General features: G+C 68.1%; 28 protein-coding genes and 1 pseudogene. 15 read left to right on the top strand and 14 right to left on the bottom strand.

Translation table 11 applies throughout. From position 1 onward, the window contains the following. Positions 1-30: 30 nt before the first annotated feature. Positions 31-210 carry a hypothetical protein gene (locus AC068D_RS04720; RefSeq protein ID WP_478821498.1) on the bottom strand — a complete coding sequence of 60 codons (180 nt, stop codon included), beginning with the start codon at positions 208-210 and terminating at the stop codon, positions 31-33. Between the two features lie 410 nt (positions 211-620). Between AC068D_RS04720 and AC068D_RS04715 the strand changes: the two genes are divergently transcribed. Together AC068D_RS04715 and AC068D_RS04710 are read left to right on the top strand one after the other, a co-directional pair. Then, positions 621-1,235: a recombinase family protein gene (locus AC068D_RS04715; RefSeq protein ID WP_478821497.1), complete on the top strand. Its 615-nt coding sequence runs from the start codon at positions 621-623 to the stop codon at positions 1,233-1,235. Further along, entirely contained in the window at positions 1,232-1,798 is a 567-nt protein-coding gene (locus AC068D_RS04710) for an HNH endonuclease (protein ID WP_478821496.1), read from the top strand. The genes AC068D_RS04715 and AC068D_RS04710 overlap by 4 nt, the downstream gene beginning before the upstream one ends. Positions 1,799-1,805: 7 nt before the next feature. Here the strand turns inward: AC068D_RS04710 and AC068D_RS04705 are convergent, their stop codons facing one another. The 3 genes from AC068D_RS04705 to AC068D_RS04695 all read right to left on the bottom strand — a co-directional run bounded on the left by AC068D_RS04705 (position 1,806) and on the right by AC068D_RS04695 (position 2,823). Next, on the bottom strand, positions 1,806-1,991 hold the full coding sequence (locus AC068D_RS04705) for a hypothetical protein (RefSeq protein WP_478821495.1): 186 nt from the start codon (positions 1,989-1,991) through the stop codon (positions 1,806-1,808). A 77-nt stretch (positions 1,992-2,068) separates the two neighbouring features. Further along, positions 2,069-2,266 carry a hypothetical protein gene (locus AC068D_RS04700; protein WP_478821494.1) on the bottom strand — a complete coding sequence of 66 codons (198 nt, stop codon included), beginning with the start codon at positions 2,264-2,266 and terminating at the stop codon, positions 2,069-2,071. Positions 2,267-2,478: 212 nt separating this feature from the next. Continuing rightward, positions 2,479-2,823 (bottom strand): DUF6233 domain-containing protein, encoded by a 345-nt coding sequence (locus AC068D_RS04695; RefSeq protein ID WP_478821493.1) that lies wholly within the window; start codon positions 2,821-2,823, stop codon positions 2,479-2,481. 222 nt (positions 2,824-3,045) lie between these two features. On the opposite strand from AC068D_RS04695, the gene AC068D_RS04690 reads away from it, so the two are divergent. Beyond that, entirely contained in the window at positions 3,046-3,243 is a 198-nt protein-coding gene (locus tag AC068D_RS04690; RefSeq protein WP_478821492.1) for a hypothetical protein, read from the top strand. Between the two features lie 132 nt (positions 3,244-3,375). Further along, positions 3,376-3,636: a hypothetical protein gene (locus AC068D_RS04685; RefSeq protein WP_478821491.1), complete on the top strand. Its 261-nt coding sequence runs from the start codon at positions 3,376-3,378 to the stop codon at positions 3,634-3,636. 6 nt (positions 3,637-3,642) lie between these two features. Here AC068D_RS04685 and AC068D_RS04680 read toward each other — a convergent pair whose 3' ends face one another. The 3 genes from AC068D_RS04680 to AC068D_RS04670 are packed head-to-tail and all read right to left on the bottom strand — an operon-like array spanning position 3,643 to position 4,353. Continuing rightward, positions 3,643-3,867, bottom strand: a complete 225-nt coding sequence (locus AC068D_RS04680) for a hypothetical protein (RefSeq protein WP_478821490.1) — start codon at positions 3,865-3,867, stop codon at positions 3,643-3,645. A 10-nt stretch (positions 3,868-3,877) separates the two neighbouring features. Beyond that, positions 3,878-4,051 carry a hypothetical protein gene (locus tag AC068D_RS04675; protein WP_478821489.1) on the bottom strand — a complete coding sequence of 58 codons (174 nt, stop codon included), beginning with the start codon at positions 4,049-4,051 and terminating at the stop codon, positions 3,878-3,880. A 26-nt stretch (positions 4,052-4,077) separates the two neighbouring features. After that, on the bottom strand, positions 4,078-4,353 hold the full coding sequence (locus AC068D_RS04670; RefSeq protein ID WP_478821488.1) for a GntR family transcriptional regulator: 276 nt from the start codon (positions 4,351-4,353) through the stop codon (positions 4,078-4,080). A gap of 152 nt (positions 4,354-4,505) precedes the next feature. Here AC068D_RS04670 and AC068D_RS04665 point away from each other — a divergent pair, with 152 nt between their 5' ends. After that, the gene (locus AC068D_RS04665; protein ID WP_478821487.1) at positions 4,506-4,733 is read left to right on the top strand and encodes a hypothetical protein; all 228 of its coding nucleotides are present in this window, start codon (positions 4,506-4,508) and stop codon (positions 4,731-4,733) included. Between the two features lie 233 nt (positions 4,734-4,966). Here the strand turns inward: AC068D_RS04665 and AC068D_RS04660 are convergent, their stop codons facing one another. Further along, positions 4,967-5,194, bottom strand: a complete 228-nt coding sequence (locus AC068D_RS04660; RefSeq protein WP_478821486.1) for a helix-turn-helix domain-containing protein — start codon at positions 5,192-5,194, stop codon at positions 4,967-4,969. Positions 5,195-5,439: 245 nt separating this feature from the next. Here AC068D_RS04660 and AC068D_RS04655 point away from each other — a divergent pair, with 245 nt between their 5' ends. Continuing rightward, positions 5,440-5,670 carry a hypothetical protein gene (locus AC068D_RS04655; protein ID WP_478821485.1) on the top strand — a complete coding sequence of 77 codons (231 nt, stop codon included), beginning with the start codon at positions 5,440-5,442 and terminating at the stop codon, positions 5,668-5,670. A 496-nt stretch (positions 5,671-6,166) separates the two neighbouring features. Here AC068D_RS04655 and AC068D_RS04650 read toward each other — a convergent pair. Next, positions 6,167-6,551: pseudogene (locus AC068D_RS04650) on the bottom strand (transposase); the annotation flags it as partial. A 132-nt stretch (positions 6,552-6,683) separates the two neighbouring features. On the opposite strand from AC068D_RS04650, the gene AC068D_RS04645 reads away from it, so the two are divergent. After that, positions 6,684-7,097: a DUF6375 family protein gene (locus AC068D_RS04645; protein WP_478821484.1), complete on the top strand. Its 414-nt coding sequence runs from the start codon at positions 6,684-6,686 to the stop codon at positions 7,095-7,097. Positions 7,098-7,270: 173 nt separating this feature from the next. On the opposite strand, the gene AC068D_RS04640 is transcribed toward AC068D_RS04645, so the two are convergent. The 4 genes from AC068D_RS04640 to AC068D_RS04625 all read right to left on the bottom strand — a co-directional run bounded on the left by AC068D_RS04640 (position 7,271) and on the right by AC068D_RS04625 (position 11,384). Continuing rightward, positions 7,271-8,470, bottom strand: coding sequence for a cytochrome P450 (locus AC068D_RS04640; protein WP_478821483.1), 1,200 nt, complete (start codon positions 8,468-8,470; stop codon positions 7,271-7,273). Next, the gene (locus AC068D_RS04635; RefSeq protein ID WP_478821482.1) at positions 8,467-9,393 is read right to left on the bottom strand and encodes a hypothetical protein; all 927 of its coding nucleotides are present in this window, start codon (positions 9,391-9,393) and stop codon (positions 8,467-8,469) included. Before AC068D_RS04635 ends, AC068D_RS04640 begins: the two co-directional genes overlap by 4 nt. Then, entirely contained in the window at positions 9,390-10,052 is a 663-nt protein-coding gene (locus AC068D_RS04630; RefSeq protein ID WP_478821481.1) for a phosphatase PAP2 family protein, read from the bottom strand. The genes AC068D_RS04635 and AC068D_RS04630 overlap by 4 nt, the downstream gene beginning before the upstream one ends. Before the next feature lie 168 nt (positions 10,053-10,220). Then, positions 10,221-11,384, bottom strand: a complete 1,164-nt coding sequence (locus tag AC068D_RS04625; protein WP_478821480.1) for a transmembrane-type terpene cyclase — start codon at positions 11,382-11,384, stop codon at positions 10,221-10,223. A gap of 815 nt (positions 11,385-12,199) precedes the next feature. Here AC068D_RS04625 and AC068D_RS04620 point away from each other — a divergent pair. The 8 genes from AC068D_RS04620 (at position 12,200) to AC068D_RS04585 (ending at position 21,130) form a co-directional block, all read left to right on the top strand. After that, positions 12,200-12,994: a TauD/TfdA family dioxygenase gene (locus AC068D_RS04620; protein ID WP_478821479.1), complete on the top strand. Its 795-nt coding sequence runs from the start codon at positions 12,200-12,202 to the stop codon at positions 12,992-12,994. A 221-nt stretch (positions 12,995-13,215) separates the two neighbouring features. Next, positions 13,216-14,133: a polyprenyl synthetase family protein gene (locus AC068D_RS04615; protein WP_478821478.1), complete on the top strand. Its 918-nt coding sequence runs from the start codon at positions 13,216-13,218 to the stop codon at positions 14,131-14,133. After that, a complete protein-coding gene (locus AC068D_RS04610; protein ID WP_478821477.1) occupies positions 14,130-15,239 on the top strand; it encodes a Rieske 2Fe-2S domain-containing protein in 1,110 nt (369 codons plus the stop codon). The genes AC068D_RS04615 and AC068D_RS04610 overlap by 4 nt, the downstream gene beginning before the upstream one ends. Then, the gene (locus AC068D_RS04605) at positions 15,236-16,237 is read left to right on the top strand and encodes a Rieske 2Fe-2S domain-containing protein (RefSeq protein ID WP_478821476.1); all 1,002 of its coding nucleotides are present in this window, start codon (positions 15,236-15,238) and stop codon (positions 16,235-16,237) included. Before AC068D_RS04610 ends, AC068D_RS04605 begins: the two co-directional genes overlap by 4 nt. A 55-nt stretch (positions 16,238-16,292) precedes the next feature. Continuing rightward, positions 16,293-17,345: a Rieske 2Fe-2S domain-containing protein gene (locus AC068D_RS04600; protein WP_478821475.1), complete on the top strand. Its 1,053-nt coding sequence runs from the start codon at positions 16,293-16,295 to the stop codon at positions 17,343-17,345. Next, positions 17,338-19,713, top strand: a complete 2,376-nt coding sequence (locus tag AC068D_RS04595; protein ID WP_478821474.1) for a PEP/pyruvate-binding domain-containing protein — start codon at positions 17,338-17,340, stop codon at positions 19,711-19,713. Before AC068D_RS04600 ends, AC068D_RS04595 begins: the two co-directional genes overlap by 8 nt. Beyond that, the gene (locus AC068D_RS04590) at positions 19,710-20,678 is read left to right on the top strand and encodes a lysylphosphatidylglycerol synthase transmembrane domain-containing protein (RefSeq protein WP_478821473.1); all 969 of its coding nucleotides are present in this window, start codon (positions 19,710-19,712) and stop codon (positions 20,676-20,678) included. The genes AC068D_RS04595 and AC068D_RS04590 overlap by 4 nt, the downstream gene beginning before the upstream one ends. Next, positions 20,675-21,130: a protein-tyrosine phosphatase family protein gene (locus AC068D_RS04585; protein WP_478821472.1), complete on the top strand. Its 456-nt coding sequence runs from the start codon at positions 20,675-20,677 to the stop codon at positions 21,128-21,130. Before AC068D_RS04590 ends, AC068D_RS04585 begins: the two co-directional genes overlap by 4 nt. A 1,222-nt stretch (positions 21,131-22,352) precedes the next feature. Here AC068D_RS04585 and AC068D_RS04580 read toward each other — a convergent pair. Continuing rightward, entirely contained in the window at positions 22,353-24,209 is a 1,857-nt protein-coding gene (locus AC068D_RS04580) for a glycoside hydrolase family 15 protein (protein ID WP_478822011.1), read from the bottom strand. Between the last annotated feature and the right edge of the window lie 7 nt (positions 24,210-24,216).

The following is a 24,216-nucleotide window of genomic DNA, read 5'->3' as shown; positions in this document are numbered from 1 at the left end:
CGGCGGCGGGGGTTTTCGTCTTGTCCGGGCTCAGTGGTCGGCGCAGAAGCAGAACGAGCTGCCGCATGTGTAGCAGCGCGGGTGCCCGTCGCAGCGGGTGCAGCGCTTCGACGTCTTCGAGCAGTACACCGGCTCGGTGTGGTACTCAACCGCCGCCTCGCTCTTCTCGTCGTAGTCCTGGCGGCAGGTGGGCGTGGTGCATGTCGTCATGGCGCGAGTGTGGCAGAGAGGCTGATCAAATCGCGGGCTCCGCTCCGAGGGGGAGCGGGGCCCTTCGTTATGCCCGCGGTCAGTGCGCGGTGCAAAAGCAGAACGAGCCGCGGCACATGTAGCAGCGTGGGCGCCCAACGCAGCGGCACGACTGCGAGCAGTCGGCAGGCTCGGTGTGGTACTTGACGGCCGCGTCGTCGCCTTCGTCGTACTCCTCGCGGCAGGTGGTGCAAGCCTTCATGGCGCGAGTGTGCCAGAGCAGCCGTTCATTAACCGGTCGGGACGTGAACCTGAACAGACGTCGGGTCGAACTTGCCTCATCGCAGGTCGAGTTGTTCAGAAACCCGTTCATCTTCCTGGTACTGTTCAGAATGTAAGTCACTACGTTTCCTGAACAGAAGGGGAGTTGGATGGCGCTAGTCGGCCTCGTCCGAGTCAGCACCGACAAGCAGAACACTCAGCGGCAGCACGACGCGCTCGACCCGATCTGCATCAAGGTCTTCGAAGAGAAGATGAGCGGCAAGCTCCGCGCCGAGGAGCGCCCCGGCCTCCTAGCCGCTGTCGAGTACGTGCGTGAGGGCGACATGCTCTGCGTGCAAGAGGTCGACCGCCTCGGCCGCAACCTCCTCGAGGGGCTCATCGTCCTGAACGACCTCTTCGAGCGCGGCATCGCAGTCAAGGTGCTGGAGGGCATCGCGGCCGGCGAGCACAAGGTACGGTCCCTGATCCTGGACCTCGCCCTCGCCCTTGCTGAGGACCGGCGCCGGGACATCGTGAGAAAGACGAAGGATGGCCTGGAGGCGGCGCGCAAGCGCGGACGCGTCGGCGGCCGTAAGCCTGTCATGACGGAAGCGCTGACGATCCAGGCCGCTGCACTGCGAGAGAAGGGCTTCACTATCCGGCAGATCCAGCCTCACCTCCGGATCGCCGAAGGCGCGAGCAAGGGCAAGAACCCCAGCGTGGGGGCCATTTCCCAGGCGCTTCGCGCCTATGACGCCGCCATCACAGAAGGAGCTGGCCTGTGAGCGTCTCTACGAAATGGGTCATCGCTCAGTACTGGAACGACCGGCCCCAGCTCGAACGTCAGGTCTTCGCCCCTTGTCTGGAGGACTTGTCCCACGCGTGCTGCTTCGCGTGCGGCTGGTTCTCGGAGTACTGGTCCAAGGTGACCCCGCGTGCCAGCTGGGAACGGGCTGCCCTAGAGCGAGCCCACATCGTCCCGGCCGCACTGGGCGGCTCGGACAAGTCCAGCAACATCATCCTGCTGTGCCCTCCCTGCCATCGCGAGTCTCCCGACTGGCACGACCCTTGGGAGATGGCCATCTGGATCTCCCAGCGTGGCGAGCGCCCGAACAGGGAGATCGAGCTGGCCAACATGTGGCTTGACGCAGTTCAGAGGGTCCCGCATTTCATGTCCCTCCTGGGCGACTTCCAGGCGCGGGGCGGAACCACGGAACAAGTCCTCGCTGTGATGCGGGCCGCGATGCGACGGGCCGTCGTGCACGGAGGCAAGGAGGCCGGGCTGAGCCAGGGCACCATGGAGGCGGTCCTCCGACACACGGCACGAGAGTTGGACCGGGCCGCGTAGGGGAATGCTATGCGCTGGGACCCTTGCTCTCGCGCTGCCGCCAGCTGCCCCAGGCGCCGAGGGCGAGGAGTCCAGTGATGACGAGGTCACCGGTGACGGTCGCCGCGTCGCCGCCCTCTTCCTTCAGATTGACGACGCCACCGAGGGCGAGCACTCCGAGGATGATGGCGAGGATGGTCCAAAAGACTTTCACGGCAGCCCCCTTGTGCGGTTGGAGCGCCAAGGTAGCGGAGGCGGGTCCAGCCGGGGCCCGTTTCCGTCTCGCTCCGCCTATCGGGGTCGGTCGGCGTCTTCGTGCGCCTGGGGCAAAGCCTGGTGCCCTTCGGACCAGTGGTTCACCCAGCCGCAAACGGGACAGGCGTAACGCCCATCAATGCCGTGGACTTCGGTGCCGCAGCGCTTGCAGTCGGTGCGGGTGATCTCGGAGCCGGTGACCGCCGACTCGGTGATGTCAGGCTGGCTGGTCATGCCCGGACCCTACCGGCGCCGGCGTGTTGCCGGACGACCAGCCGCACTGGTTGTTGCAGAACCAGCGTCCGTCTCCGCTTTGCGTCGCTCCGGCACCGCAACTGGGACAGTTCATGTCGGCCTCCCGTGGTCACGGGGTGTCGTACCCGCGGCGGGGCCGCTGGACGCGCCCAGTTCCGGCCGTGTGCAGATCCTGCACACGGGCTTGACGCCTATCCTCCCGGCGTCGGCATACCGAGGCTGCCCCGCGGCTGACAGATCTCGCACATCTCGAGGCCAGGGAACTCCTCGAGCCCCACGGTCACATGCTCGCGGTCGAGGTAGCCGAGCTCCGTCTTGTACAGCCCGCAGTCGGCGCGGTGAAGCATCGGCTCGGCGCCCTGGACGCGACCCGGCTGCAACTTCCACGACCCCGCGATGCGCTCCGCCTCCCGGCGCCGCTTGTCCTCGGCTTCTTCGTGCTCGAGCTCGCGGATGGTGCGCTCGGTCTGGCGTATCTGGTACTGGAGCCAGTCGCGGAGTGCGCGCTGCTTGTCGAGACGAGACAGTTCGGACACGTGTTCGAGTGTACGGTGTGTGAGGCAGGGCAGCCGCCGCAGATGCCCGCACACGAGAGAGGCCAGAGGTTGATCAGCGAGACATGCCAGTACCTGGTGAGCAGGCGACTCGCCGGCTCATGGGTACACGGCTACCTGTGCGGGCGCCCCTCGGCAGTGCCGGGCTCGTGCGCAGACCACCTCGACCAGGCGGCAGGGCTGGCACGCGGGGACCGCTGAGCCGTGCCCGACCCCGACCAGCCGCGCTTCCACCTCGCCCTCACCATCGACGGCCGACCCGTCGCACACGGTTGGTGGCGCGACCGCACGACCGCGGACCGGAAACACTTGGGCTGGATCGGCGAATACGGCAGCATGCCCGGCGCGCGCATCACCCTCACCGACGAGACCTCCGGCGAAGAGCTGGCCAGCTGGCCGTAGTAGCCCTCGACTGTCAGCGCCGCCTGAGACACTGGGCTGTCACTAACCGCGCCTCTGGCTGAGCGCGCTCGGGCCCGTCCGTCGGCCCCACGGGACAGCACCCGACGGGCGGGACGGACCTTGGAGGACGACGTGGACGACGAAGGACAGCGGATACTCGACAACATCCGCTTCTACTCGCAGATCTTCGAAGACGCCAAGCGCACCCTGTACTGCCCGCCCGCCCAAGCGGCCGACGTGCGCAACGCCATCGACGAGCGCGATCTGGGGCACGTCTACACCGTGACCGCCAGTCCAGCAGTGCCCGCCGGTCGCATCATCGTGGTGGACGAGCAGGCGCTGGAGGCGGCAACGCGGCAGGCCATTCAGAGGCCGATCCGCTTCAGGGGTTGATCCGCCTTAGCCCTCCGGGCGCAGGACCCTATTCTTCAGCGCCTGCTCCACCTCGTACCGGTTCTGCCCGGTCATCTGCGCATAGGCAGTGATCTCCGCCTGCAGCTTCTCGGCCGCGTCGACCCAGGGTCGCCATGCCACCGCCGAGTAGCCGGCCTTGGAGGCGTGCTCCCGCGCGGCGACGACGTCGCGCTGCATCTGGATCAGGCTGTCAGGCAGTTCGATCGCCACGCCTGTGAGTCTATGCCGCGAGCTGCTGCTGACCGCGCACCCGCCGCTCAGCGCGAACCGCCTCGGCGTACTCGACGACCAGCCGGTCATATCGGTCCCGGTCCAGCGGCACGACCGCACCAGGCGGCCACAGTCGGCGGATCTCCGCGTTCACCTGCTCCGCGCTACGCCCCACCCCAGTCATACGGTCCAGGCTACGGGGTCGGACTGTCAGCCGGCCTGGTCGTCGCCAGCAGGCTGCTCGGCGACGTAGGTGCCGCGCTGAGGAACGGTGAACACCAGCCCCTCCTCGACGAGCACGGCGACCGCGCGCCGCACCGTCGACCGGGCCAGACCGTACTGCTGCACCAGCGACGTCTCCGACGCGATCGGCCGGCCCGGCCGCCAGTCGCCACGAGCGATCCGGGCACGCAGGATCCCGGCGAGCTGCCGGTACGGGGTCACCGGCCCCTCGTAGTCGATCGCCGCATCCGGGTCAAAGTCCATGGTCACGACGCTAGGAGCAGGCACACGACCGGGTCCGTAGAGATACGTCGCGGTACAAGGGAATACGTATCGATACAAGACGGTACGCTGCCCGTAAGGACCCCGGCAGCCGCTGACACGGCCCCGGGGCGCGGACGACAGCAGGAGTCGCCATGGCGGAGCATAAAGGCGCCAGCACCAGCAGCACAGACGGTCGGCCGGTCGAGCGGGCCTTACGCGCCACCGCAGCCAGCGCCAGCCTGAACCTGCTCGCGGCCTACCGCGCGTTCATCGCACACGCCGAATCCTGCGAGCCGTGCCGCAACCGCGGCGAGGACTGCGGCGAGGCTGCCGACCTCCGCCAGATATGGCGTGACGCCCGCAAGGCTGCCGCCCCCTGAGACCCCCGCTCGTCCCGGACGGCGGACCGGGGCGGGCGGGGAAGCGCAACCTGCTGCAACGTTGTGACCTGCGGGTTGTTGCGCATGACGCAACAAAAGATGGTGCCTACACAGGCAACCCTTACTGAATCGTCGAACAGTTGATTACAGGTCGATAACCGGCTATCGAAACAGCGTTGTCAAAGGTTGACCTGCGGCAACTGTGTGAGTGACCGTTAACGCCTCGCCCGCTACTAGTCGAGGAGGTCAGAGGGGTGAATGTCGAGAGCGCGAGCAATCGCGAACAGGTGGCTGATCTTGATCTCTCTCCCGGCCTCGATCCGCTGGACGGTGTCGACGGAGATGCCGGTCAGGTCACGCAGTCGCTCCTGGGTCATGTTCTGGGTCATGCGTCGCGCGTGGATGCTGCGGCCGACCCGGGCACGGGCGTCGAGGATCCATTGGGGTTGGGCGTCGGGCACCCGACAAACGCTGTGACCACCAAGATCATAACGCCACAGCAGATTTGCGGCTTTCTTTGATCAAGAAAAGGCTGCTGCGACGGACGAGGTGACCCCCGGCGTAGATCTAAGGTGAGGTCCTGACAAAATCGAACGCCTGTTCACTCGAAGGGGTGAACTTCAGCAGTCTCTGCTCGCCTCCGGGTAAACGACGGGCGAGCACTTCCCTTCACGCATCCCCTGTCAGAGCAACAGCAGGAGACGGTATGGACGGCGAGGAAATCGTCGCGCTCTACACCTGGGAGCCGGGCGTCTGCTTTCGGCACCCGGAACTTGGTGAAGTCGACACGGCGAAGATCAAGACACTCCACCCGCGGTCCGGTCCGGACCAGGAGCTGCGAGTCTGCCGCCAATGCCTGCTGGCCTTCGAAGCTACGAGGCGCGCAGTCGCCGAGAAGGCGCACGGCGACTACGAGCCCGGCCACATCGCCGACTAAGAGTCAGCGCCTCATGGCCCCGCCCGCGTTCTCGAGGGCGGGGCTCTTTGCTGCCATGTTTGCAGCTCAATGCCGGGTGCGAGAGCCTGTCGAGGGGGGCCACGCTGGGGAGAATCTGGGGAGCAGATGGGGGCGGGGGAGTGGTCGGGGAGGTTCAGATGCCTCTCTCACTCTCAATCGAGCTCACTCAAGCTCAGCGAATCTCACCAGTTCAGAGTGGGTGACGAGTGCCCCCGTCGAGTCTCGGCAGGTCCCGACTCACCGGGCGACAGAACCCGGCGTACAGCCCGACTCGTCTGCCGCCACCTGCGGCTTTGCCTGAGAAAGGGCCTCTGATCTGGGACGGAGGCCCTTTCTGATCTTTCATGGGCTTGCTGCGTCAGGCGGCGAAAAGTCCCTCGGAAGTCCCTCTGACAGAGCTGAAAGTCCCTGAAGAGTCCCTGAGGCGGAGGGGCAGGCGAGACCTTTGCGCTGGGTGTTCGCGACAGCCGTCGGAGCCCCGTCGACTCAGCGGGCACTCCGCCCGCCGCGTGCACGCTCTGGGTGTCGAGCACCACCAGGCTCGGGTCCGCCTTCCGGCGCGCCATTTCCCGCACCTGCCAGCGCAGCAGGTCGTGAATGGTCTGGTCGATGCCGTCGTCACGCCAGGTGTAGAAGTAGTACTTCACCGCGCCGGGTGGCGGAAAGTCATGCGGGAGCAGCTCCCACTGGCAACCGGTCCGGCCCTGGTAGAGCAGCGCGTTGACGATCTCCCGCATCTCGTACCGACCCTGATGGCCACTGACCGAGGGATGCACGGCCTTCCACGCGGCGATCACAGGCTCGACCAGCGCCCACTGCTCGTCGCTCACGTCGGTCTTGTAGGGCTTGCGCTCGCTCACGGTGCCCAGCCCAACATGCCCATGGCCGCCGACCGGCCGGGATACCGCACCGCCACACGTTCAGGTGCACTCTCTTACCGCTCTCTGAAGACCGTCCCCACCTCCCCCAGCCCGGGAAAGGTGTTGGCCGGCATGTCGTCGGCGCTCAAGTTCACCGCTGCGGGGTCTGCGCTTTCATCCATGAGTGCCGCGAACATCGTCGGCGGGCAGCTCGCTGAGGCAGTTGGCAAGCAGCTGACTGGTCGCCCGCCGACGGCCAGCATCGCCTCCACGGACCCTCACCCGGATCTTGCTGAAGGCACCTGGTCCGACGACGACTGGCGCAGCCACGATGAGCGCATGCCCCGCGAACTTGGCGACACACTGGGTGAAATGGAGCTATATGACATGGGCCGCTCCGACGTCGACAGCTACGCGTTCGACCACAGCGTCACCCGCGACACCGAGAAGGTCAGGCTCTGGACCGATGAGTCCTATGTACAGGGGTTCTTCAAGGTGTTCCTCCATTATGGCGCGAAGGTCGAGGTGTTCTCCCGTCACGAATGAACCGAGGACGCGACACCGAGGTCGGATGTGAGCGAGCGGAGCGACAGTGGATCTGACTGATCTCGAGCCCCTGTCTGGTAAAGGTAGGCAGACGAGAACGCTCCCTGGCCGCGGGCCTCTGGGGCGGGAGGAGCTCCGCCTACTGCCCCAGAGGCCCGCGCAGCGTGTGACGGTCAGACGTGGACGGGAAGGTGAGTGGCCCCGCGCAGGCTCAGAAGGCCGTTCCAGCGGACCTCCCCCGCCTGTTCCAGGCCGGGGAAGCGGCGAACCAGTCCTCCGACGGCAATCCTTCCCTGGATACGGGCGAGCATCCCGCCGATGCAGTAGTGGGCGCCGCCGCCGAAGGAGACGTGGCGGCGTGCGTTCTCGCGGTCCAACCGCAGTTGGCCGGCGTCCGGGCCCCAGAACTCCTCGTCGCGGTTGGCCCCGGCCAGGCTTGCCAGGACGACCGAGCCGGCCGGAATCTCGTGCTCGCCCACACGGTGGGGGTGCAGGGTGATGCGTCGGGCGAGGTGCACCGGAGGTTCGTAGCGGAGTAGCTCCTCGATCGCGTTCCGGTCAAGATCGGGCGTGGCTCGCAGGAGTCCGAGCTGGTCGGGATTGCGCAGCAGCGCGAGTATCCCGCCCGAGAGCAGGTTGACGGTCGTCTCATATCCGGCGACGTAGAGCATGGCAACTTGGGCGACCAGTTCGTCGTGGCTGAGCCGGTCACCATCGTCCTCGGCATCGATGAGGGCAGTGAGCAGGTCATCTCCGCGATCCCGGTGCTTGCGGAAGATCGCGTCGGAGACGAGCTCGACCATCTCCGCGTCGGCAGTTTCGATGTCCTCCTTTGCGCGCGAGCCGCCACCTGGCTCGCCCAGCCGAATCAGCAGGCCGGTCAGCTCGCGCAGGCGTGCGGTGTCGATCTCCGGCATCCCCAGGATCCGGGTGATCACGGCGAACGGCAGGGGGAACGCGAGCGTTTCGACCAGGTCGCCGCCCCCGGCGAGCCCCAGATCGTCCAGCGCCTTGTCGACCAGGTCGTGCACCACCAGTTCGATGCCGCTCATCGCCCGGGGGGTGAATGCCTGGGAGACGAGTTTGCGCAATCTGGTGTGGTGCGGGGGGTCCTGGTCGATCAGCGCAAGACCCTTGAGGCGCGGTGCGCGGGCGGGGCCGCCGGAACTCTGGGCGTTGCGTTTGTCGACAGAGTGCTCCGCGCGCAGCAGCGCCTCCACGTCCTCGTGCCGGGAGACCATCCAGAAGCCGCCTGGGTGTTCATGCACCGGCGCGTGACGCCGCACCTCGGCGTAGTGGGAGTGCGGGTCCTCCATGAACCCGTCGGAGAGCGGGTTGAACATGACCGGGGTCTGGCGCATCGCGCTGCTCATGCGGAGTGTCCTCTCGTTTTGCGAAGCAATGAGGAGGTGCGCGACGGCCGGGACTGCCCACGGCCGTACGCCGCTGCGGCGAGCAAGCCGACGGTCAGGGCCGTGCCGATGGCGACCTTCTTGCGCAGGCTCGTGCCGGTGGGCCGGGGAGGGGGCGCCAGGGCCGGGGGCTGGGTGATCATCCGGGGATACGGCCGCACGGCCGCCGCATAACGGCGTCGGCACACCTCCGCGACCTGCGCGCGCCGCTCGGGTGGCAGGGCGGAGAGGCGATCCAGGAACATCGATTCGTACCGGTCGACCTCGCGGCGCAGCTCGGTGGCGGCCGTGTCGCCGTATAGCTTCACGAAGACGGCGTAGACGTTCAAGGTGCCCAGGGCGACGTCCTGTTCGTAATGTTCGAGATCGTTCGCGATGTCCGCGAGCACTTCCACCGGCCAGAGCAGGTCCCGGGTCGCGGGGTCCATTGACCGTCCGCGCAGGGCGAAGGTTATGGCGCGCAGCAGGCGTACGTCGGTGGGCCGCAGTTCGACCAGGGCGAGGGAGTCCTGACGGGTGATGGTGTCGCGCGACGTGGTGGCGTTCTCCAGGCGGATGAACTGCTCCGCCTCGTCGACCAGGAAGGCCACATCCTCATTCCATGCTCCGACGAACCGCAGGACCTTCTCGAAAGCCCTCTTGTACGTGTGGAACGCCTCGTAGTCGCTGTTGCGTTCGACGTCGAGGTCCACCTCCGTGTTGCGTTCCGCCAGTGAGTCGACGCGATAGACCAGGTACTCGACGGCGAGTAGCACGGGTGTCAGACGTAAGCGCTGTCTGCGCGGTACCTCGTCCACGACGTAGTACATCTGCGACACGTAGTCCCGGGTAATGCCCACCGCCTTCCCCAACGGGGTCGCCGCCAAGCGGGCCAAGCTGTTCATCGGGTTTCCTTTCCGGAGAGGTGCGGGGAGCGGACGCCGACAAGCCAGGCGACCGCGAAGCCGACCACGAGCCCCAGGAGGACGCCGCCCGCGACATCGGCGGCGTGGTGGGCATCTGCCAGCACGCGCGAGACGCCGACGGCCGCCACGAGGGCCGAGCCCAGGCCGAGGCACGACCACCACACTCGCGTGCCGGTACGCAGCACAGCCAGGAGCACCATGAGGATGAGCGTCGCGGAGGCCACGTGCCCGGACGGGAAGCTGTAGCCGGGGTTGGGGGCAGAGCCGTCGGCCGGCAGCGGCATGGGCCGTCCCACCAGCGTCTCGAGTGCCGTTTCCGCCGCGAACTGCACGGTCAGGCCGACGAGCACCCACAGTGCGGCGCCGGGCCGGCGACGGTACAGCAGTACGCCGAGCGCCGTGAGCAGGCCTGCCCCCAACAGGGCCGAACCGACCGCATCGGCCGGCCCGTCGGGGCCGAGCCAGGACCCGGCCGACGCCCCGAAGGCGCGGTCGGCCCCTGCACGGAACCGGGCGTCGAACGCGCTGACGAGGTCGCTCCCGGACGCCACCAGCGCGGTCAGTGCGGCGAGCACCAGCCCCGCGACCGCCGATCCGAGAAGAGGTCTGGAGGCGGTCCCGGCTGCGGCGCCGGTCACAGCGTGGGCTCGACGGTGATCGGGGCGGCGCCGCCCGTCCTGGTGGTGATGACCTTGCCGGGGGTGTCCCGGCGTGCTGCCTCGGCGTCCTGCCGGCGGGGCACGTTCACAACCCTTCCCTCCTGTCGTGCGAGCGCGGGCCTCGGCCTTGGTGTGGAGCGGAAAGGCTCAGAGCCGGCGCCAAGGCGACATGCCGGCGGCCTTGAGGGAGCGGTGGAGCAGGACGCAGTAGGCGACGTCGAGCAGGAACGTCCAGGCGTACATGACATTGATCAACGGCGTCAGCGGGTACGAGCGATGGCCCAGCGACTTCCGTACGAACTCGGACCAACTGGTGGGCCAGGTCCGCTGCGGTGAGGTGGTGACGGTGAGGGCCGTGGCGATCCAGGCGCACAGCGTGCCCAGCCATTTGCCGATGGCGATGTACATCGACTGGCCCGCGGGCGATCCGCGGTCCTCCAGCATCTTGAGGTACAGGATGGACATCATGAGGTTGATGCCGAATCCGGTGTACTCCCCGTCGGGGTCTGCCAGGTCGATGAACGCGTGGTAGTTGACCGACAGGGCGGCGGCCACGCACACCCCGAAGATTGGCCGGAAATAGCGGCCGAGTGTGCTGTTCGGGAACTGCGCCGCACCGTACTTCCACACCTGCCAGCCGATCACCACGTCGACCAGGAAGCCGGCGATGCTCGCGGTGTGGAAGTAGTCGCCCAACGGGTCCAGAAGGAAGCCGTAGGCGAACTCCCAGGTGAGATTGGCGAAGAAGGCTGCGAGTGGCACACCGTACGTCTGGTCGGCGAATCCCCGGTAGACGATGGCCACGTAGGCCACGAGCCATCCCAGGGCGCACAGCAGGCCGAACAGGACCACGGCGCTGGAGACGCCTTCAGCCGCGTTCCTCTCCTCGTGCCGGTCGGCGGCCGGATCCGGGAAGGCGTCCCGGAGCGCAGCGCAGTTGAGCGCAAACGCACGTTCGAGTCGCTCCCGGTCCGCCGCGCCGACCGATCGCAGTCCTTGCTCGAACCGTGCCTCGAAGTGGGCGACTTCTTCGCGTATTCGTTCCGCGGCCGTGTCGCCGTAGGTCTCGACGAAGGCGGCGTAGATGTTGGTGCGTTTGATCGGTTCGGTGGCGGAGGCGTACTGCTTCAGGTCCCACGCGACGTAGGCCAGGCTCTCGGCGGGGCGCAGCGCCTCGCGGAGTTCCGCGTCACCCTCGCGGTCCCAGGGCCGGCCGAGGTCGCGGACGATGCGCAGTTCGCTGGGAGCCAACTCCACAAGTCGCCGCAGTTGTTCCGGCTTCGCCTCGCCCGCACGGATCGCGAACTCCACGTCGGCGAGTTCCGTGACGTCCCGCTGGGCCGCCCGCCCGCCATCGGGGATGCGGGCACAAAGACGGTTCAGGAGCTTTTCGATACCTGCATCCCTAAGTTCCGCCAAATGTCCGGATAGATTGCCTCCTATGGGCTCCGGAGCGAGAGCCGCAAGGCGGGAGCGTTTCACCGCGAAGGCGAGATACCGCGCCGTCAAACGGATTGGAGTCGCGCGGAGTTGCCGCTTCAGGGAGGACCCGAGGACGGGGCCGTGCATACGCTCGCTGATGGCGGCCTCGGTGCCGCGTCGAATGGGCGGGGCCACTTGGGTGACGGCCGAAGCCAACAACCGTTTGGCGCGCCGAGAAGCCGCCAGCCTCAGATTTCGCATCGTGCTCAATCCAGCCTCCTAGAGCCGAGCCCCCGCTCAGCGCGTCCGATCCGTGGACGCTCAACTGGGGTGCCATGACGGGCCGTTCAGGAAGACTTCACCTGAACGAGTGATGAACATGGTGTACCATCAAGATCCACACCGTCCAGTCTCACTCGGAAGGCTTGACACGCAGAGATTCATGTCCAACCGACCACGGGGGAATCGCAATGGACGTCGCATCAGAACACTCTCCGTCTGTTTTAGGGTACGTTCTATCGACTGAAGAGGCCGATGGTTTGTGTGCGGCGGCTCAGACAGCTCTGACCGCCCAGGGGACTCCCGCAAGGCACTTTTTCTATGAAGGCCTGGAAGAACACATTCATCGAATACCGGAGTCGATTCGCTCGGTACTGAATGAGTTCAAGGACTCTTCCTCGCTGTGTGCACTGCGAATCTCAGAGGTGCGCGTCGACCCTGACCGGTGCGGGCCCACACCACTCTCCTGGCAGGAAGCCCTCGACTGCGGACGCCAGGCGCTGGAGGAGGCGCAGCTGGCCCTGCTGGCTGCCAGTCTGGGCGAGGTCTTCGCCTGGCCGACCATCCAGCGCGGTCGGATGGTGCAGAACCTCGTCCCGGTCGAGAGCGACCGAGAGGAGCAGAGCGGCCATGGTTCAGTCGCTCTGGAGTGGCACACCGAGGACGGCTTCCACCCGGACAGATGCCGCTACCTGGCGCTCCTGGGCATCAGGAACCCCGACCGGGTGCCGACCACGCTCGGCACGGTCAACGACGTGCGGCTGACCGAGCACCACCGGTCCGTGCTCCGCGAGCGCCGCTTCCTCATCCGGCCAGACCTGGAGCACCTGCGTCAACTGGCCAGGATCGCCCCGGACAGCGACATGCTCAGGCGTGCGCGCGAGATGTACGAGAACCCGGAGCCGGCTGCGCTCCTCTTCGGTGACCCCGAGTCCCCCTGTCTGCGGATCGACGCACCGTACACAACCGCAGTGGCCGACGACGGCGAGGCCGCCGAGGCGCTGGCCGCGATTGTCGACGAGCTCACTCGCGCCCAGCAGGACGTGGTGGTCGACCAGGGCGACGTGCTGATCGTGGACAACTACCGCGCCGTGCACGGCCGCCGGGCGTTCCTACCGCGGTTCGACGGTACGGACCGCTGGCTGAAGCGCATGAGCGTGGCCGGCAGTCCACTGTCCACGACGACGCCCGGCGCGAGCGCGCGTGTACTGACGATCTGAGCGGATCCGCTGTCGCACTGCGGTCCCTCCGTCGTCATCTCCGCAATCTCTGCACGGAGGACCCCGGCGAGCCGAACGCAGCACTTCCGCAGCCCGGATGAATGCGATGGGCCCTGGAATCTGCGCCGTCAGTCTCTATTTCATCGCCGTGAAGCGGCGCCATCACCGTCCTCTGATCACTCGATGGCCCGTCGGCGCATTCATGGGGAGAGTGAGCATTCGTGTCTTTCGCGATTGATAACACCCAAGCAGAAGCAGAATTTCCGGCACCGATGGAAGAATTCCGTCGCCAGGTCAACGAAAAACTGCGCTCCTCCGTCGACTCGGTGGAGCCGCCTCGACTCCGCGAGGCCATGGCCTACTCGCTGCTGGCCGATGGAAAGCGCATCCGGCCGACTCTGTGCCTGTTGGCCTACCAGATATTCGACACCGACGTCTCGGTTGCGCTTCCCACCGCCTGCGGTCTGGAAATGCTGCATACAGCTTCGCTCATCCATGACGACCTGCCGGCCATGGACGACGACGACTTCCGCCGCGGCAGCCCTTCCAACCACCGGGTGTTCGGTGAGGGCATGGCGCTCTTGGCGGGCGATGCGCTGCTCGCCTATGCACTGGAGTTCATACTCCAGAACTCCGACTCACTGCATTCGGACAGACTGCTGAGCGTCATGGCCAAACTGATCGAGGTGGTCGGCCCCTCCGGGCTGTCCGGCGGACAGGCGATCGACCTCCACTCCCAGGGTCGTGACGATGTCGACCCGTTGACCGTGGAGGAGATGCACATCAAGAAGACCGGCGCGCTCATCGAGGCGTCCGTGGTCACCGGGGCGATTCTGGGAGGGGCGTCGAAGGCTGACATAGCCCACCTCACCACGTATGCGCGAAACCTCGGACTCGCTTATCAGATCGTCGACGACATTCTCGACGAGACATCGAGTTTCGAAGAATTCGGCAAGGAGGTCGGCCAGGACCGGGCCGCGGGCAAGTGGACGTATCCCCGGCTGGTGGGAGTGGAGCAGGCCCGCGAGCGGGTGCGCGGACTGATCACGCAGGCAGTGGCGGAGCTCGACGGGTTCGGCGAGCGCGCGGCGATGCTTCGCTGGGCCGCGCAGGTGGTTCACGGCCGGGCGGCGGCATGATCGGCGCAGAGGGCTCCCAGGAAGAGCTGCGGACCGTCCCCGCCTCGGCCGCTCCGCCGAATCCCGCCGGGGCGAACATCGCCGCGTCCTGGTATGCCGCGATCAAGAGCTCCCGTCTGGGCAAGGGGCCGCACCGGATGCGGTTGTTCGGACGCGAGGTCGTGCTGTGGCGCGACCGGAAGGGAGCGGCACGCTGCGTGGCCGCGCACTGCCCGCACCAGGGTGCCAACCTGGGCCTGGGCGACGTCGTCAAAGGCGAATTGCGCTGCCCCTTCCACCACTGGCGGTTCGACGAGAACGGGGTCTGCTCCGCCATCCCCGGTCTCTCACGCATCCCGACGACGGCCCGGACCCGGTCCTACCCCACCCGCGAGGCATACGGCTTCGTCTGGGTCTGGTACGGCACCGCCGAACCCCTCTTCGAGCTCCCGGAGTTCCCGGCACTGACCGACAGGCCCCGTCGCTACTTCGGCTTCCACTACGACGACGCGACCACCGGGACGATACGCCAACTGCTGGAGAACGCGGTCGACCACCAGCACTTCAGCGCCCTGCACGGACTGGCTCTGGACGGGGTGGAGTTCCGCGTGCTGGCCAAACAGTCCGAGGCCGCGGACAACGGCCCGCCGCTGACGCGGGACGACGCCTGGTTCGGCGTCTGGTTCTCCGGCCGACCGTGGCGGCCGCCGCTGCGCCGCTCGCCGCTGGGCTGGTTGACCGGTGTCGTCTCCACCTTCGCGATGGGCCGCCACATGCAGCTACTGGTCGACGGGTGGCCGGGCGGCCAGCGCTTCACGGCGTACGTGGACGGCACCGAGATCTACAAGGTGATCATGGGCATCGTCCCCGAGGGCGACCGGGTCACCCGCCAGGTCGGCTGGGCGGGGGTGCGCCGCACCGGCCGCTGGTACCGCACCCTCTTCAACTACGTCCTGTTCTGGGTCCAGAACCGCGCCGGCACCTTCCAGGACGTACCCGTCTACGACTCCACCCGCAACGCCCAGCCCACCGTGTACGTGCGCTATGACAACGGGCTGCTCCGGTTCCGTCGCTACTACCAGTCATGGGTCGACCGCGCCGCGGGAGACGGAAGGGTCGGCCGATGAGTCTCGCGCCGGTACGGGGGCGACCACCCCGCGATCTCGAACCGCCCCGCGATCTGGCGCGCGGTTGGTATGTGGCCGGGCGTTCCAGCCACGTCGGGCGGCGGCCCAAGGCCGCCGTGGTGGCCGGGCGGGAGGTGGTGCTCTGGCGCGCGGGAGACGGCGCAGCCGTAGTGATGGACCGCTTCTGTCCCCATCAGGGGGCCGCTCTGGAGTTGGGCCGGGTGGTGAACGGTGAGCTGCGGTGCACGTTCCACCACTGGCGGTTCGACGGCGAGGGGACTTGCGTGGCCGCCCCCGCCACCCGGAGGGTGCCGCGGGGGGCCTCTGCCCGGGTCCATCCCTCCTGGGAAGGGCTCGGCTACGTCTGGACATGGGTGGGCTCGGCGGACCCGGAGTACCCGCCGCCGCACTTCCCCCACCTGGACAAGCACTCACCGGCCCACCGGCGCTACCGGTTCACCTTCGACACCCCCGCACCGGCACGCCGGGTGCTGGAGAACGGATTCGACGTACCCCACTTCCCGGTGGTGCACGGGCTGGTCGACGGTCTGCGGCTCACCTGGGACACCAAGGAGGACCCGCACACGATCGCGGCGCGCATCACGACGGACGCGATCACCCTGCCGGCTCCGCTGGACCGGCGGCCGGGCGGTCTGGGCCGACTCTGCCTGCACCTGCGTTCGACGCCCTCCTACCAGGTGCTGACCTTCGAGCTGAACGACCGCCCGGTGGCACACGAACTGCTCGCCGTGACACCGGTGGCGCAGGGGCGGACCACGATGCACGGCTGGACCGTCGTGCCGCGGGCCGGTGGTCTGCTCGGCTCTTCCCCCGTCTTCTGGGGATACCGGCTCCAGCACTGGTGGGGGACCCGGGCGGATCTGCGTATCTACCGGGATGCCGAGGAAACCGACGGTTCGATCAACACCGCCGATGACGAGGGAGTGCTGCGATTCCGCCAGTTTCATCGCCGTTGGACGGGACGGGGGGACAAGTGAGAGACCGTCCGAGGGCGGCGCGCAAGCTCCTGCGGAGTGTTCGGGAGGAGGCGCGATGAGGCACAGTACGTCCGATCGGATCGCGGCGTCGGCAAGGCCGGTCACCAACCTCGCCTCGGGCTGGTACGTCGCCCTGCCCTCCGAGGAGTTGAAGCGGCGGCCGCGCCGGATCACCCTCTTCGGCGACTCCTACGTGGGCTGGCGCAGCAACGACGGCCGTGCCCACGTACAGAGCGCGATCTGCCCGCACGCGGGGGCCGCCCTGCACGGCGGCAAGGTGGTCGACGGCACGCTCGAATGCCCCTTCCACCGCTGGCGGTTCGACGAGTCAGGGGCATGTGTCTTCGTGCCGGGGGGGCGCCCTCCGGCGCGGGCCACCGTCACCGCGCTGCCCACCCGCGAATGCTCGGGGTACGTGTGGGCGTGGTACGGCAGCGGGGCGCCCCGTTACGAACCGCCGGATCTCCCGGACCTCGAATCGCGGCAGATTCCCGGCATCCGGAGGTTCCGGCTGGCCGACCCGACCCGGGCCACCACCCGGCGGATCCTGGAGAACACCTACGATCCCGACCACTTGGTGGCCTTGCACGGGCTGACGGTGACCGGGGAGGCCCGGATCGCGTTCCAGGACCCGCGCGAGGGAACGGCCGGTGACGGGGCGCAGGACGACAAACCGGAACCCCGCTGCGACGCGACCCTGACCTGGCCCGCCTACCGGGGCGTGCTGGGCACCGTATCGAATGTGTTCGGGCTCAACGCGGGCGAGTTCACCCTGCGGATGCGCGGCTGGGCAAGCTGCCAGGAGATCGAGTACTACGCGGACGGCCGACGCCTGTACCGGATGATCCTGGCCGTCACCCCGATCGGGGAGCACCACAGCATTCAGCACATCAATGCTGTCGTCGACCCCGACGGGGCGGGGGCCCTGGGGTGGCTGCGCGCACTCGTCCACCGCGCAGAGGTGCAGGTGGCCGCCCGCCAGGACCTCCCGATCTTCGACACCTTGCTGCCGGGGGACCGGCACGGCATCTACGTGCCCGGTGACGAGGCTGTGCGGCGATTTCGACGTTTCTATCAGCAGTGGGTGGAGGTTCCAGAGCATGGCTGAGGGTGTCGTGAGCCTGGCCGAGGCCGCAGACCTGCCCGTCGAACGGGTCGGGGGCAAGGCCAAGGGGCTGGGACGACTGATAGCGGCGGGATTTCCCGTGCCTCCGGGGTTCTGTCTCCCGGTGGATGTCTTCACCTCCACGGCAGGCCTGGAGGAAGGTGGGGAGAACACCGGCGGGTCGGGGCTGCGCGACGACGCGGTCGCCCAGGTGAGGGCGTGCTGGGAGGCCCTGCCCTCCCCGCACGGCGTCGCCGTGCGGTCGTCGGCCACCAACGAGGACGGTGTGGCGGGCAGTGCCGCCGGCCAGTACGAGAGCGTGCTCGGCGCCCGCACCTTCGACGAGCTGCTGGCCGCCGTCGGCCGCTGCCAGCGGTCCCGGCACTCCATCGCCTCCCAGGTCTACCGGGGCCGGCTCGGTCTTGCCGAGCAGGCCCCGGCGATGGCTGTCGTGGTCCAGGCGATGGTGGCCCCCGAATGGGCCGGGGTGGTGTTCACCGCGGAGGCCCCTGTCGCGAACGACGACCATCTGGTGCTCGTGGAGGCGGTCGAGGGGCTCGGCGATCAGCTCGTGGACGGGACCGTGGAGCCGAACCGGGCGGCGTTCTCCCGAAAGGAACCGCACGCGCCCGTGTTCAGCACCGTGTTCGGGGAACAGATGGGCGAGACGGACGGAAGCGAGGGACCTCTCCGTTCCCTGGTGCGTACAGCTCTGGCCGTGGAACGGGCGCTGGGTGGACCGCAGGACATCGAGTGGGCGCTGGACGACACCGGGCTGCACCTGCTGCAGGCTCGCCCGATCACCGCAGCCGTCCCGCAGCCGACGCAGTTCGGCGACTGGGCGAGCGAGGTGCCCGGGGCGCGGTGGGCCCGGATGAGTATCTGCGACTCGTGGCTGTCCGATCCGCTCTCCCCGCTCTTTGCCACGACGCTGTTCCCCTCGCTCATCAACCGGTGGGCGACGAACTGGGGAGGTCCACGCAGACTGCGCGCGCGCAGCCCGCTCATCCCGGAGCCCATGCACGGCACCGTGAACGGGTTCGCCTATCTGCGCTTCGACTTCCCCCTCTCCGAACATCCGCTGCGCACCCTGCGACTCACCGCGCGCTGGCTTGCCTTCCACCTCTCACCAGTGGAGCGGCGCTGGCGGGACGACATACTGCCCGCGCTCCAGGCGGGCCTGGAGCGTGCGCGGGACGCGCCTCTCGAGGACCTGACGTCTGCCGAAGTGCTGCGCCGGATCCGGGCAGTCGAGGACCTGAGCGCCCGCTACTGGGCGGTGATCGGCGGCCTCGCATGGCACTGGAACACCACCGAGTGGCTGCTGGGGGCGGTCTTGGCGCGCGGCGGCCGGCGCACGGCCGGGCTCACGCCCGGATCTCTCCTCGTGGGCAACGACCGGCTCGCCCACCAGGCCGACCGTGCCCTGGACCGGGTCGCCGAGGCACCTTTGGAGGATGAGGAACAACTGCTGCAGGAGTACCTGCGACGCTTCGGCCACCTGGTGTACAGCCTTGACCCGGCCGAACCCACCGCGGTCGACGATCCTTCGATGCTTCGCTCGGTGATCGCCGACCGGCGCAACAGCGGCGAACCCAGCTCCCCGGCACCGGCATCGGACCCTGGCGGCGTCCCGGCACTCCGGCTCGGACGCGGTCCCCTGGGCCGGCTGCGGCGCGGGGTGCACCGGTGGGCGAACCACTGGAGCGGCGTACGGGACGAGGCCCTGCACTACTTCACGCTCGGCTGGCCGTTCATGCGGTCCGGCTATCTCGAACTCGGCCGCCGGCTGGTCCTCGCCGACCTGCTCGACGACGACGAAGACGTGTTCTACCTGACCGGGAAGGAGCTGAGCGGCTGGGTGAGCGCCGGTGCGGGCGACGCGCAGTGGCGCGACCTGGTGCGTGAGCGCCGACTGCGACGCCAGTGGCAACGGCGGCTCGATCCGCCCGATGTGGTCCCCGCCGACGCGCGGATCATGCTCTTCGGGTCCGACATCACCTCCTTGGCGCTGTTCGGGACCGAGCGGGGGAACGACAAGGGCGACGGGCTGAGCGGATCAGCGGTCAGCCCGGGGAGCTACACGGGCCGTGCTCGGGTGATCCACGAGGTCGCGGACGCGGACGCACTGGAGTCGGGCGAGGTCCTCGTCGTCCGCCAGGTGACTCCGGCATGGGCGCCGCTGCTGACCCGGGCCGGGGCCGTGGTGGCCGACGTCGGGGGCGCGCTGTCCCACGGCTCGGTGGTGGCGCGCGAGTACGGCATCCCGGCAGTGATGGGAGTGAGGACCGCGACCTCGCAGATCGAAACCGGGGACATGGTGACCGTGGACGGCGATGCAGGCACTGTGCGGTTGCGGAGCGAGCCGTGACCCCGACCCAGTCCCCGCCGAAGGATCACAGCACGCGCGACCGGGTGATCAGGGCGCTGTTGTTCGTGGCGGTCGGCGTCAGCTTGGTGGTCACCTTATGGGGTCTGGACCTGGGTCATCTGTGGGCGGCGCTGAAGGTCGCCGACTGGCGCTGGCTGGTCTTGGCGGCGCTGGCCAATGTGGCCTCGCAGGCGACCCGGGCCATGGGCTGGAACGCGATGTTCACCGAGCCTCGGATCCGGTTTCCCCTTCTGGTGCGGATCGAGTTCGCCGTCCAGGCAGCGGCGGCCGTCAGCCCGGAGGGGGTGGGTGAGTTCGTCCGGATCGGCTATCTGCTGCGCGAGGGGATAGCCCGGACGGTGACCGTCACGCTCATGCTGGTCCGCAAGTACTTCTCCAGCCTGGGCCTCGTGCCCTTCCTGGTGTTCGTCTGGTGGCCGGGGAGCGATGTGCCGGGCTGGGCGGTGGCCGTCGCCTGGTTGTATGTGGCCGTGCTGACGGTGGAGACCGTACTGATCGTGAGGGTCGCGCGCACTCCCTCCGCCCCCGCCCGGGAGGGCCGACTGCGCAAAGTCGTGTTCGACGCGCGCACGGCACTCGGGCCGGTGCGGCGTCCGCGCGTCTTCGCGGAGGTGGGGGCGGCCGCGGTCGCCACCCGGGCACTGGACTTCCTGGCTGCGGTGGCCGTCGCGAAGGCTCTGGACCTACCGCTGTCGGTGGCCGTCCTGGTGGTTGTACTGCTGTCCATCGAGGTCTCCAACATCTTGCCGACCTTGCCGGGCCAGCTGGGTACCTTCGAGGCGGCCGTGCTGGGCGCTACAGCGGGCGTCCTCGGGCAGGCCGAGGGTCTAGCCTTCGCATTGGTCCTCCATGCTCAACAGACCCTTCCCCAGATCCCGCTGGGTATGATCGCCATGGCAGACACCTCGATCTTGCGAAATCGATCGAAACGGAATTCATCATGACCGAAATGTGGAACGCCGACGCCCCTAAGGTAGTTACCCTCCCCTCGGGACGGACGATTCGCGGACGCGGACTCAGGTACGACCTGCCGGAGGGGCAAACCCCCACGTTAGCCGTGCACTTGACGGACCACGAGCCGCCCAAGCCGCCGTGGGAGTCCCTGTGGATTCCCTGGCGCGACTTCTGGCTTCCCGCCGACCCGATGGACGCGATGCGCAAACTTCGCGTCGCCTACGACCGGGCCGCGGACGAACGCGTGGAGATCTGTTGCGGAGGCGGCATCGGCCGGACTGGTACGGGGCTCTCGGCACTCTGCGTCTTCGAGGGCATGGATCCCAAGGAAGCGGTCAAATGGGTGAGGCGGAATTACCACCCCCGTGCGGTGGAAGTACCGTGGCAACGACGCTTCATCCGCCAGGTCTACGCTGCCGACGCACCCTCGGGGCAGTCGTAGCCGCTGGCTCTGCGGTGTGCGGCGGATACACGCCGCCGTGACATGGTGATCCACTGCCCATGGACAGGAAATAGGGCAGAACACCTGGCTGGGAAACTCCAACCGGGCGTTCTGCTTTGCCTGCGCCCTCTCGGTCGCGGTCGACTTCCCCGGAACACCAAAGCGGCGACAACAGCCGTGCTCGCGGGTCTGCTCGACAACACCGTTGCGCGTCCACAGTGGTCAGTTCGGCGCTGGAGGTGTCGGTGACCACGTCCCTCGCGAGGTGTGGCCCTTCCTGAGTGAGGTCGGCGTGGTGGGTTGCTGCTGCTGCGGATCGTTTGCCGGATCGTCGTGTCCAGGTTCGGGGCGGGGAGGCAGCGATGGTGTCCCGGCTGGAGATCACGCGGGAGACGATGACCAGGTCGGCACCAACCGCACGTCCACCGGCGAACCCACCGGGGCCACCGGCCCGTCACACAGCTTTGCCGCGTTGTCCTCACTGGTCCCGGGGCCGGATACGGCTCGCTCGCGAAGTGGCTAGGGCACTCCGACCCGGCGTTCACGCTCCGGACATACACGCACTTCATGCCACAGGCCAGCGCGCGGGGACTGTCGGCCATCGAGGCGTGGTTCACGGACTCGGCCGAAAGTCCCTGAGAAGTCCCAGAGGGCGAAACCAGCTGCCGGGTGCCCATAAACGTGCAGGTCAGAGCGTGATCGCTCCCTGAGCGGGGCAGAACCCGGCGTACAGCCCGACTCGTCTGCCCTTCAGGGCTTCTGACCAGTAAGAACACCGGTCAGAAGCCCTTCGCCGGGTATGGGCAGGTCGCGCTGGACCCCGGCCCGCACCGGTTCGAACGGGACCGCGCGGCAAAGAAGGCAGCCATGCCTCGTGGCGACGGCGAGCTCAGGCACGTGCTTGCCCGGCCGGGGCGCTTTGTGGCGGAGCGAGTGGTGTGCTCACCCTTTTGTGTCTCTCCGGACCGCCCCCCGCGGGCCGTGGGCCGTCCGCTCGAGAGGCGACGCGTGCGCAGACCTGCCCAGTGGCGCACGCGGCCATCCCCGGAACGTCCACCGGCAAGGGCGGTTGGGACGGAGTACGTACGAGCGCGTCGGGGGCCGACCGTTCCCTGCACGCCCGGGACCACTGCGACGGCCTGCAGGCCCCACCGTGGGCCCCGCCTCCTCGTCGGGCGGCCGGGACTCGTGGCGAGGTCGCCCGGGCCGGTTCGCTCGGCCGTCAGCCCAGCGCCTTGTCCAGGTTGAAGGCCGCACTGATCAGGGCGAGGTGCGTGAACGCCTGGGGGAAGTTCCCGTTCTGCTCGCCCGTGCGGCCGATCTCCTCGGCGTAGAGGCCGAGGTGATTGGCGTAGGTGAGCATCTTCTCGAACGCCAGCCGGGCCTCGTCCGGGCGGCCGGCCCGGGTGAGCGCCTCGACGTACCAGAACGAGCAGATCGAGAACGTGCCCTCCTCACCGCGCAGTCCGTCCGGGCTGGCCTGTGGGTCGTAGCGGTAGACCAGGGAGTCGGAGACCAGTTCCTCGCCCAGCGCGTCCAGCGTGGAGAGCCACTTGGGGTCGGTCGGGGAGATGAACTTGGCCAGCGGCATCATCAGGATCGATGCGTCCAGGACGTCGCCGCCCTCGTGCTGGACGAACGCCTTGCGGTCGGCCGACCAGCCGCGCCGCATGATCTGCCGGTAGATCGTGTCCCGCTCCCGGCCCCAGCGCCCCAGGTCGGCGGGCAGGCCCCGGCGCCGTGCGACCCTCATCGCCCGCTCGATGGCCACCCAGCACATCAGCCGGGAGTAGAGGAAGTTCTTGCGCCCGCCGCGGGTCTCCCAGACGCCCTCGTCGGGCTGGTCCCAGTGCTCGCACACCCAGTCGACCAGATCGCAGACGGTGTCCCAGTGCTCGCTCGAGATCGGTTCTCCCCACTTGTCGTAGAGGTAGATCGAGTCGATGAGCGCGCCGTAGATGTCCAGCTGAAGCTGGTCGACGGCGCTGTTGCCGACACGTACGGGGGCCGAGCCCAGATAGCCCTCGAGGTGGGGCAGCTCCTGCTCGGGCAGTTCGCGGCGGCCGTCGATGCCGTACATGATCTGCAGCGGTCCCGTGGCGTTGCATCCGATGCAGACGTGATCGGTCAGGAACCGCATGAAGGCCCGGGCCTCGTCGGTGAAGCCCAGCCGGAGCATCGCGTAGACGCAGAACGCCGCGTCACGGATCCAGACGTACCGGTAGTCCCAGTTCCGCTCGCCGCCGATCTGCTCCGGCAGACTCGTCGTCGGAGCCGCCACGATGGCGCCGGTCGGAGCGTAGGTGAGCAGCTTGAGCGTCAGCGCCGAGCGGTGCACCATCTCGCGCCAGCGTCCGCGGTACCGCGACTTGGACAGCCATCGCCGCCAGTACCGCACCGTGGCCTCGAACAGCTCCTCCGCCTCGGCGAGGGGGCAGGCCCGCGGCGTCACCCCGTCCCCGATCCGATCGAGCGCGAACACGGCCGTGTCCCCCTCGCGCAGTTTGAACAGGGACCACACGTCCTGGCCGTCGCTCTCGACCGCCACGCTGGACGTGAGCGCGAGGCTGTGGGCGGGTGAGCCGGACGGCTCGAAGACCGCGCAGCCCTGCTCGACACGCACGGTGTGGGGGCGGGACGCGTACTCGAAGCGGGGTGCCACGCAGGCGCGGAACACCAGCGATCCCCGGACACAGATCACCCGGCGGATCAGCCGGTGCCGGCCGGCCTCGTGCGAGTCGTCGGTGATCGGCATGAAGTCCTGGACCTCGCCGACCCCGTCCTCCGCGAAGAAGCGGGTGATGAGCACATTGGTGTCGGGGAAGTAGAACTGCTTCGTCCGTGTCGGTACGTCCGGGGCGAGCTCGAAGGAGCCCCCCTTCTCGGCGTCCAGGATCGAGGCGAAGATGCTGGGCGCGTCGAACCGGCCGCAGCAGTACCAGTCGATCGTGCCGTCCGTCCCGACCAGCGCGGCACTGCGCAGGTCCCCGATCAAACCGTGCTCGGAGATCGGCAGGTACCGGGGGGAGCTCGCCCCGCTCCCGGGGCCGCGGGCCGTACGGGATTGCCTCGGCGTCATGGGGGCC

Source organism: Streptomyces sp. NPDC043861 (assembly GCF_056435905.1).
This window is presented reverse-complemented; position numbering and strand designations above follow the sequence as displayed.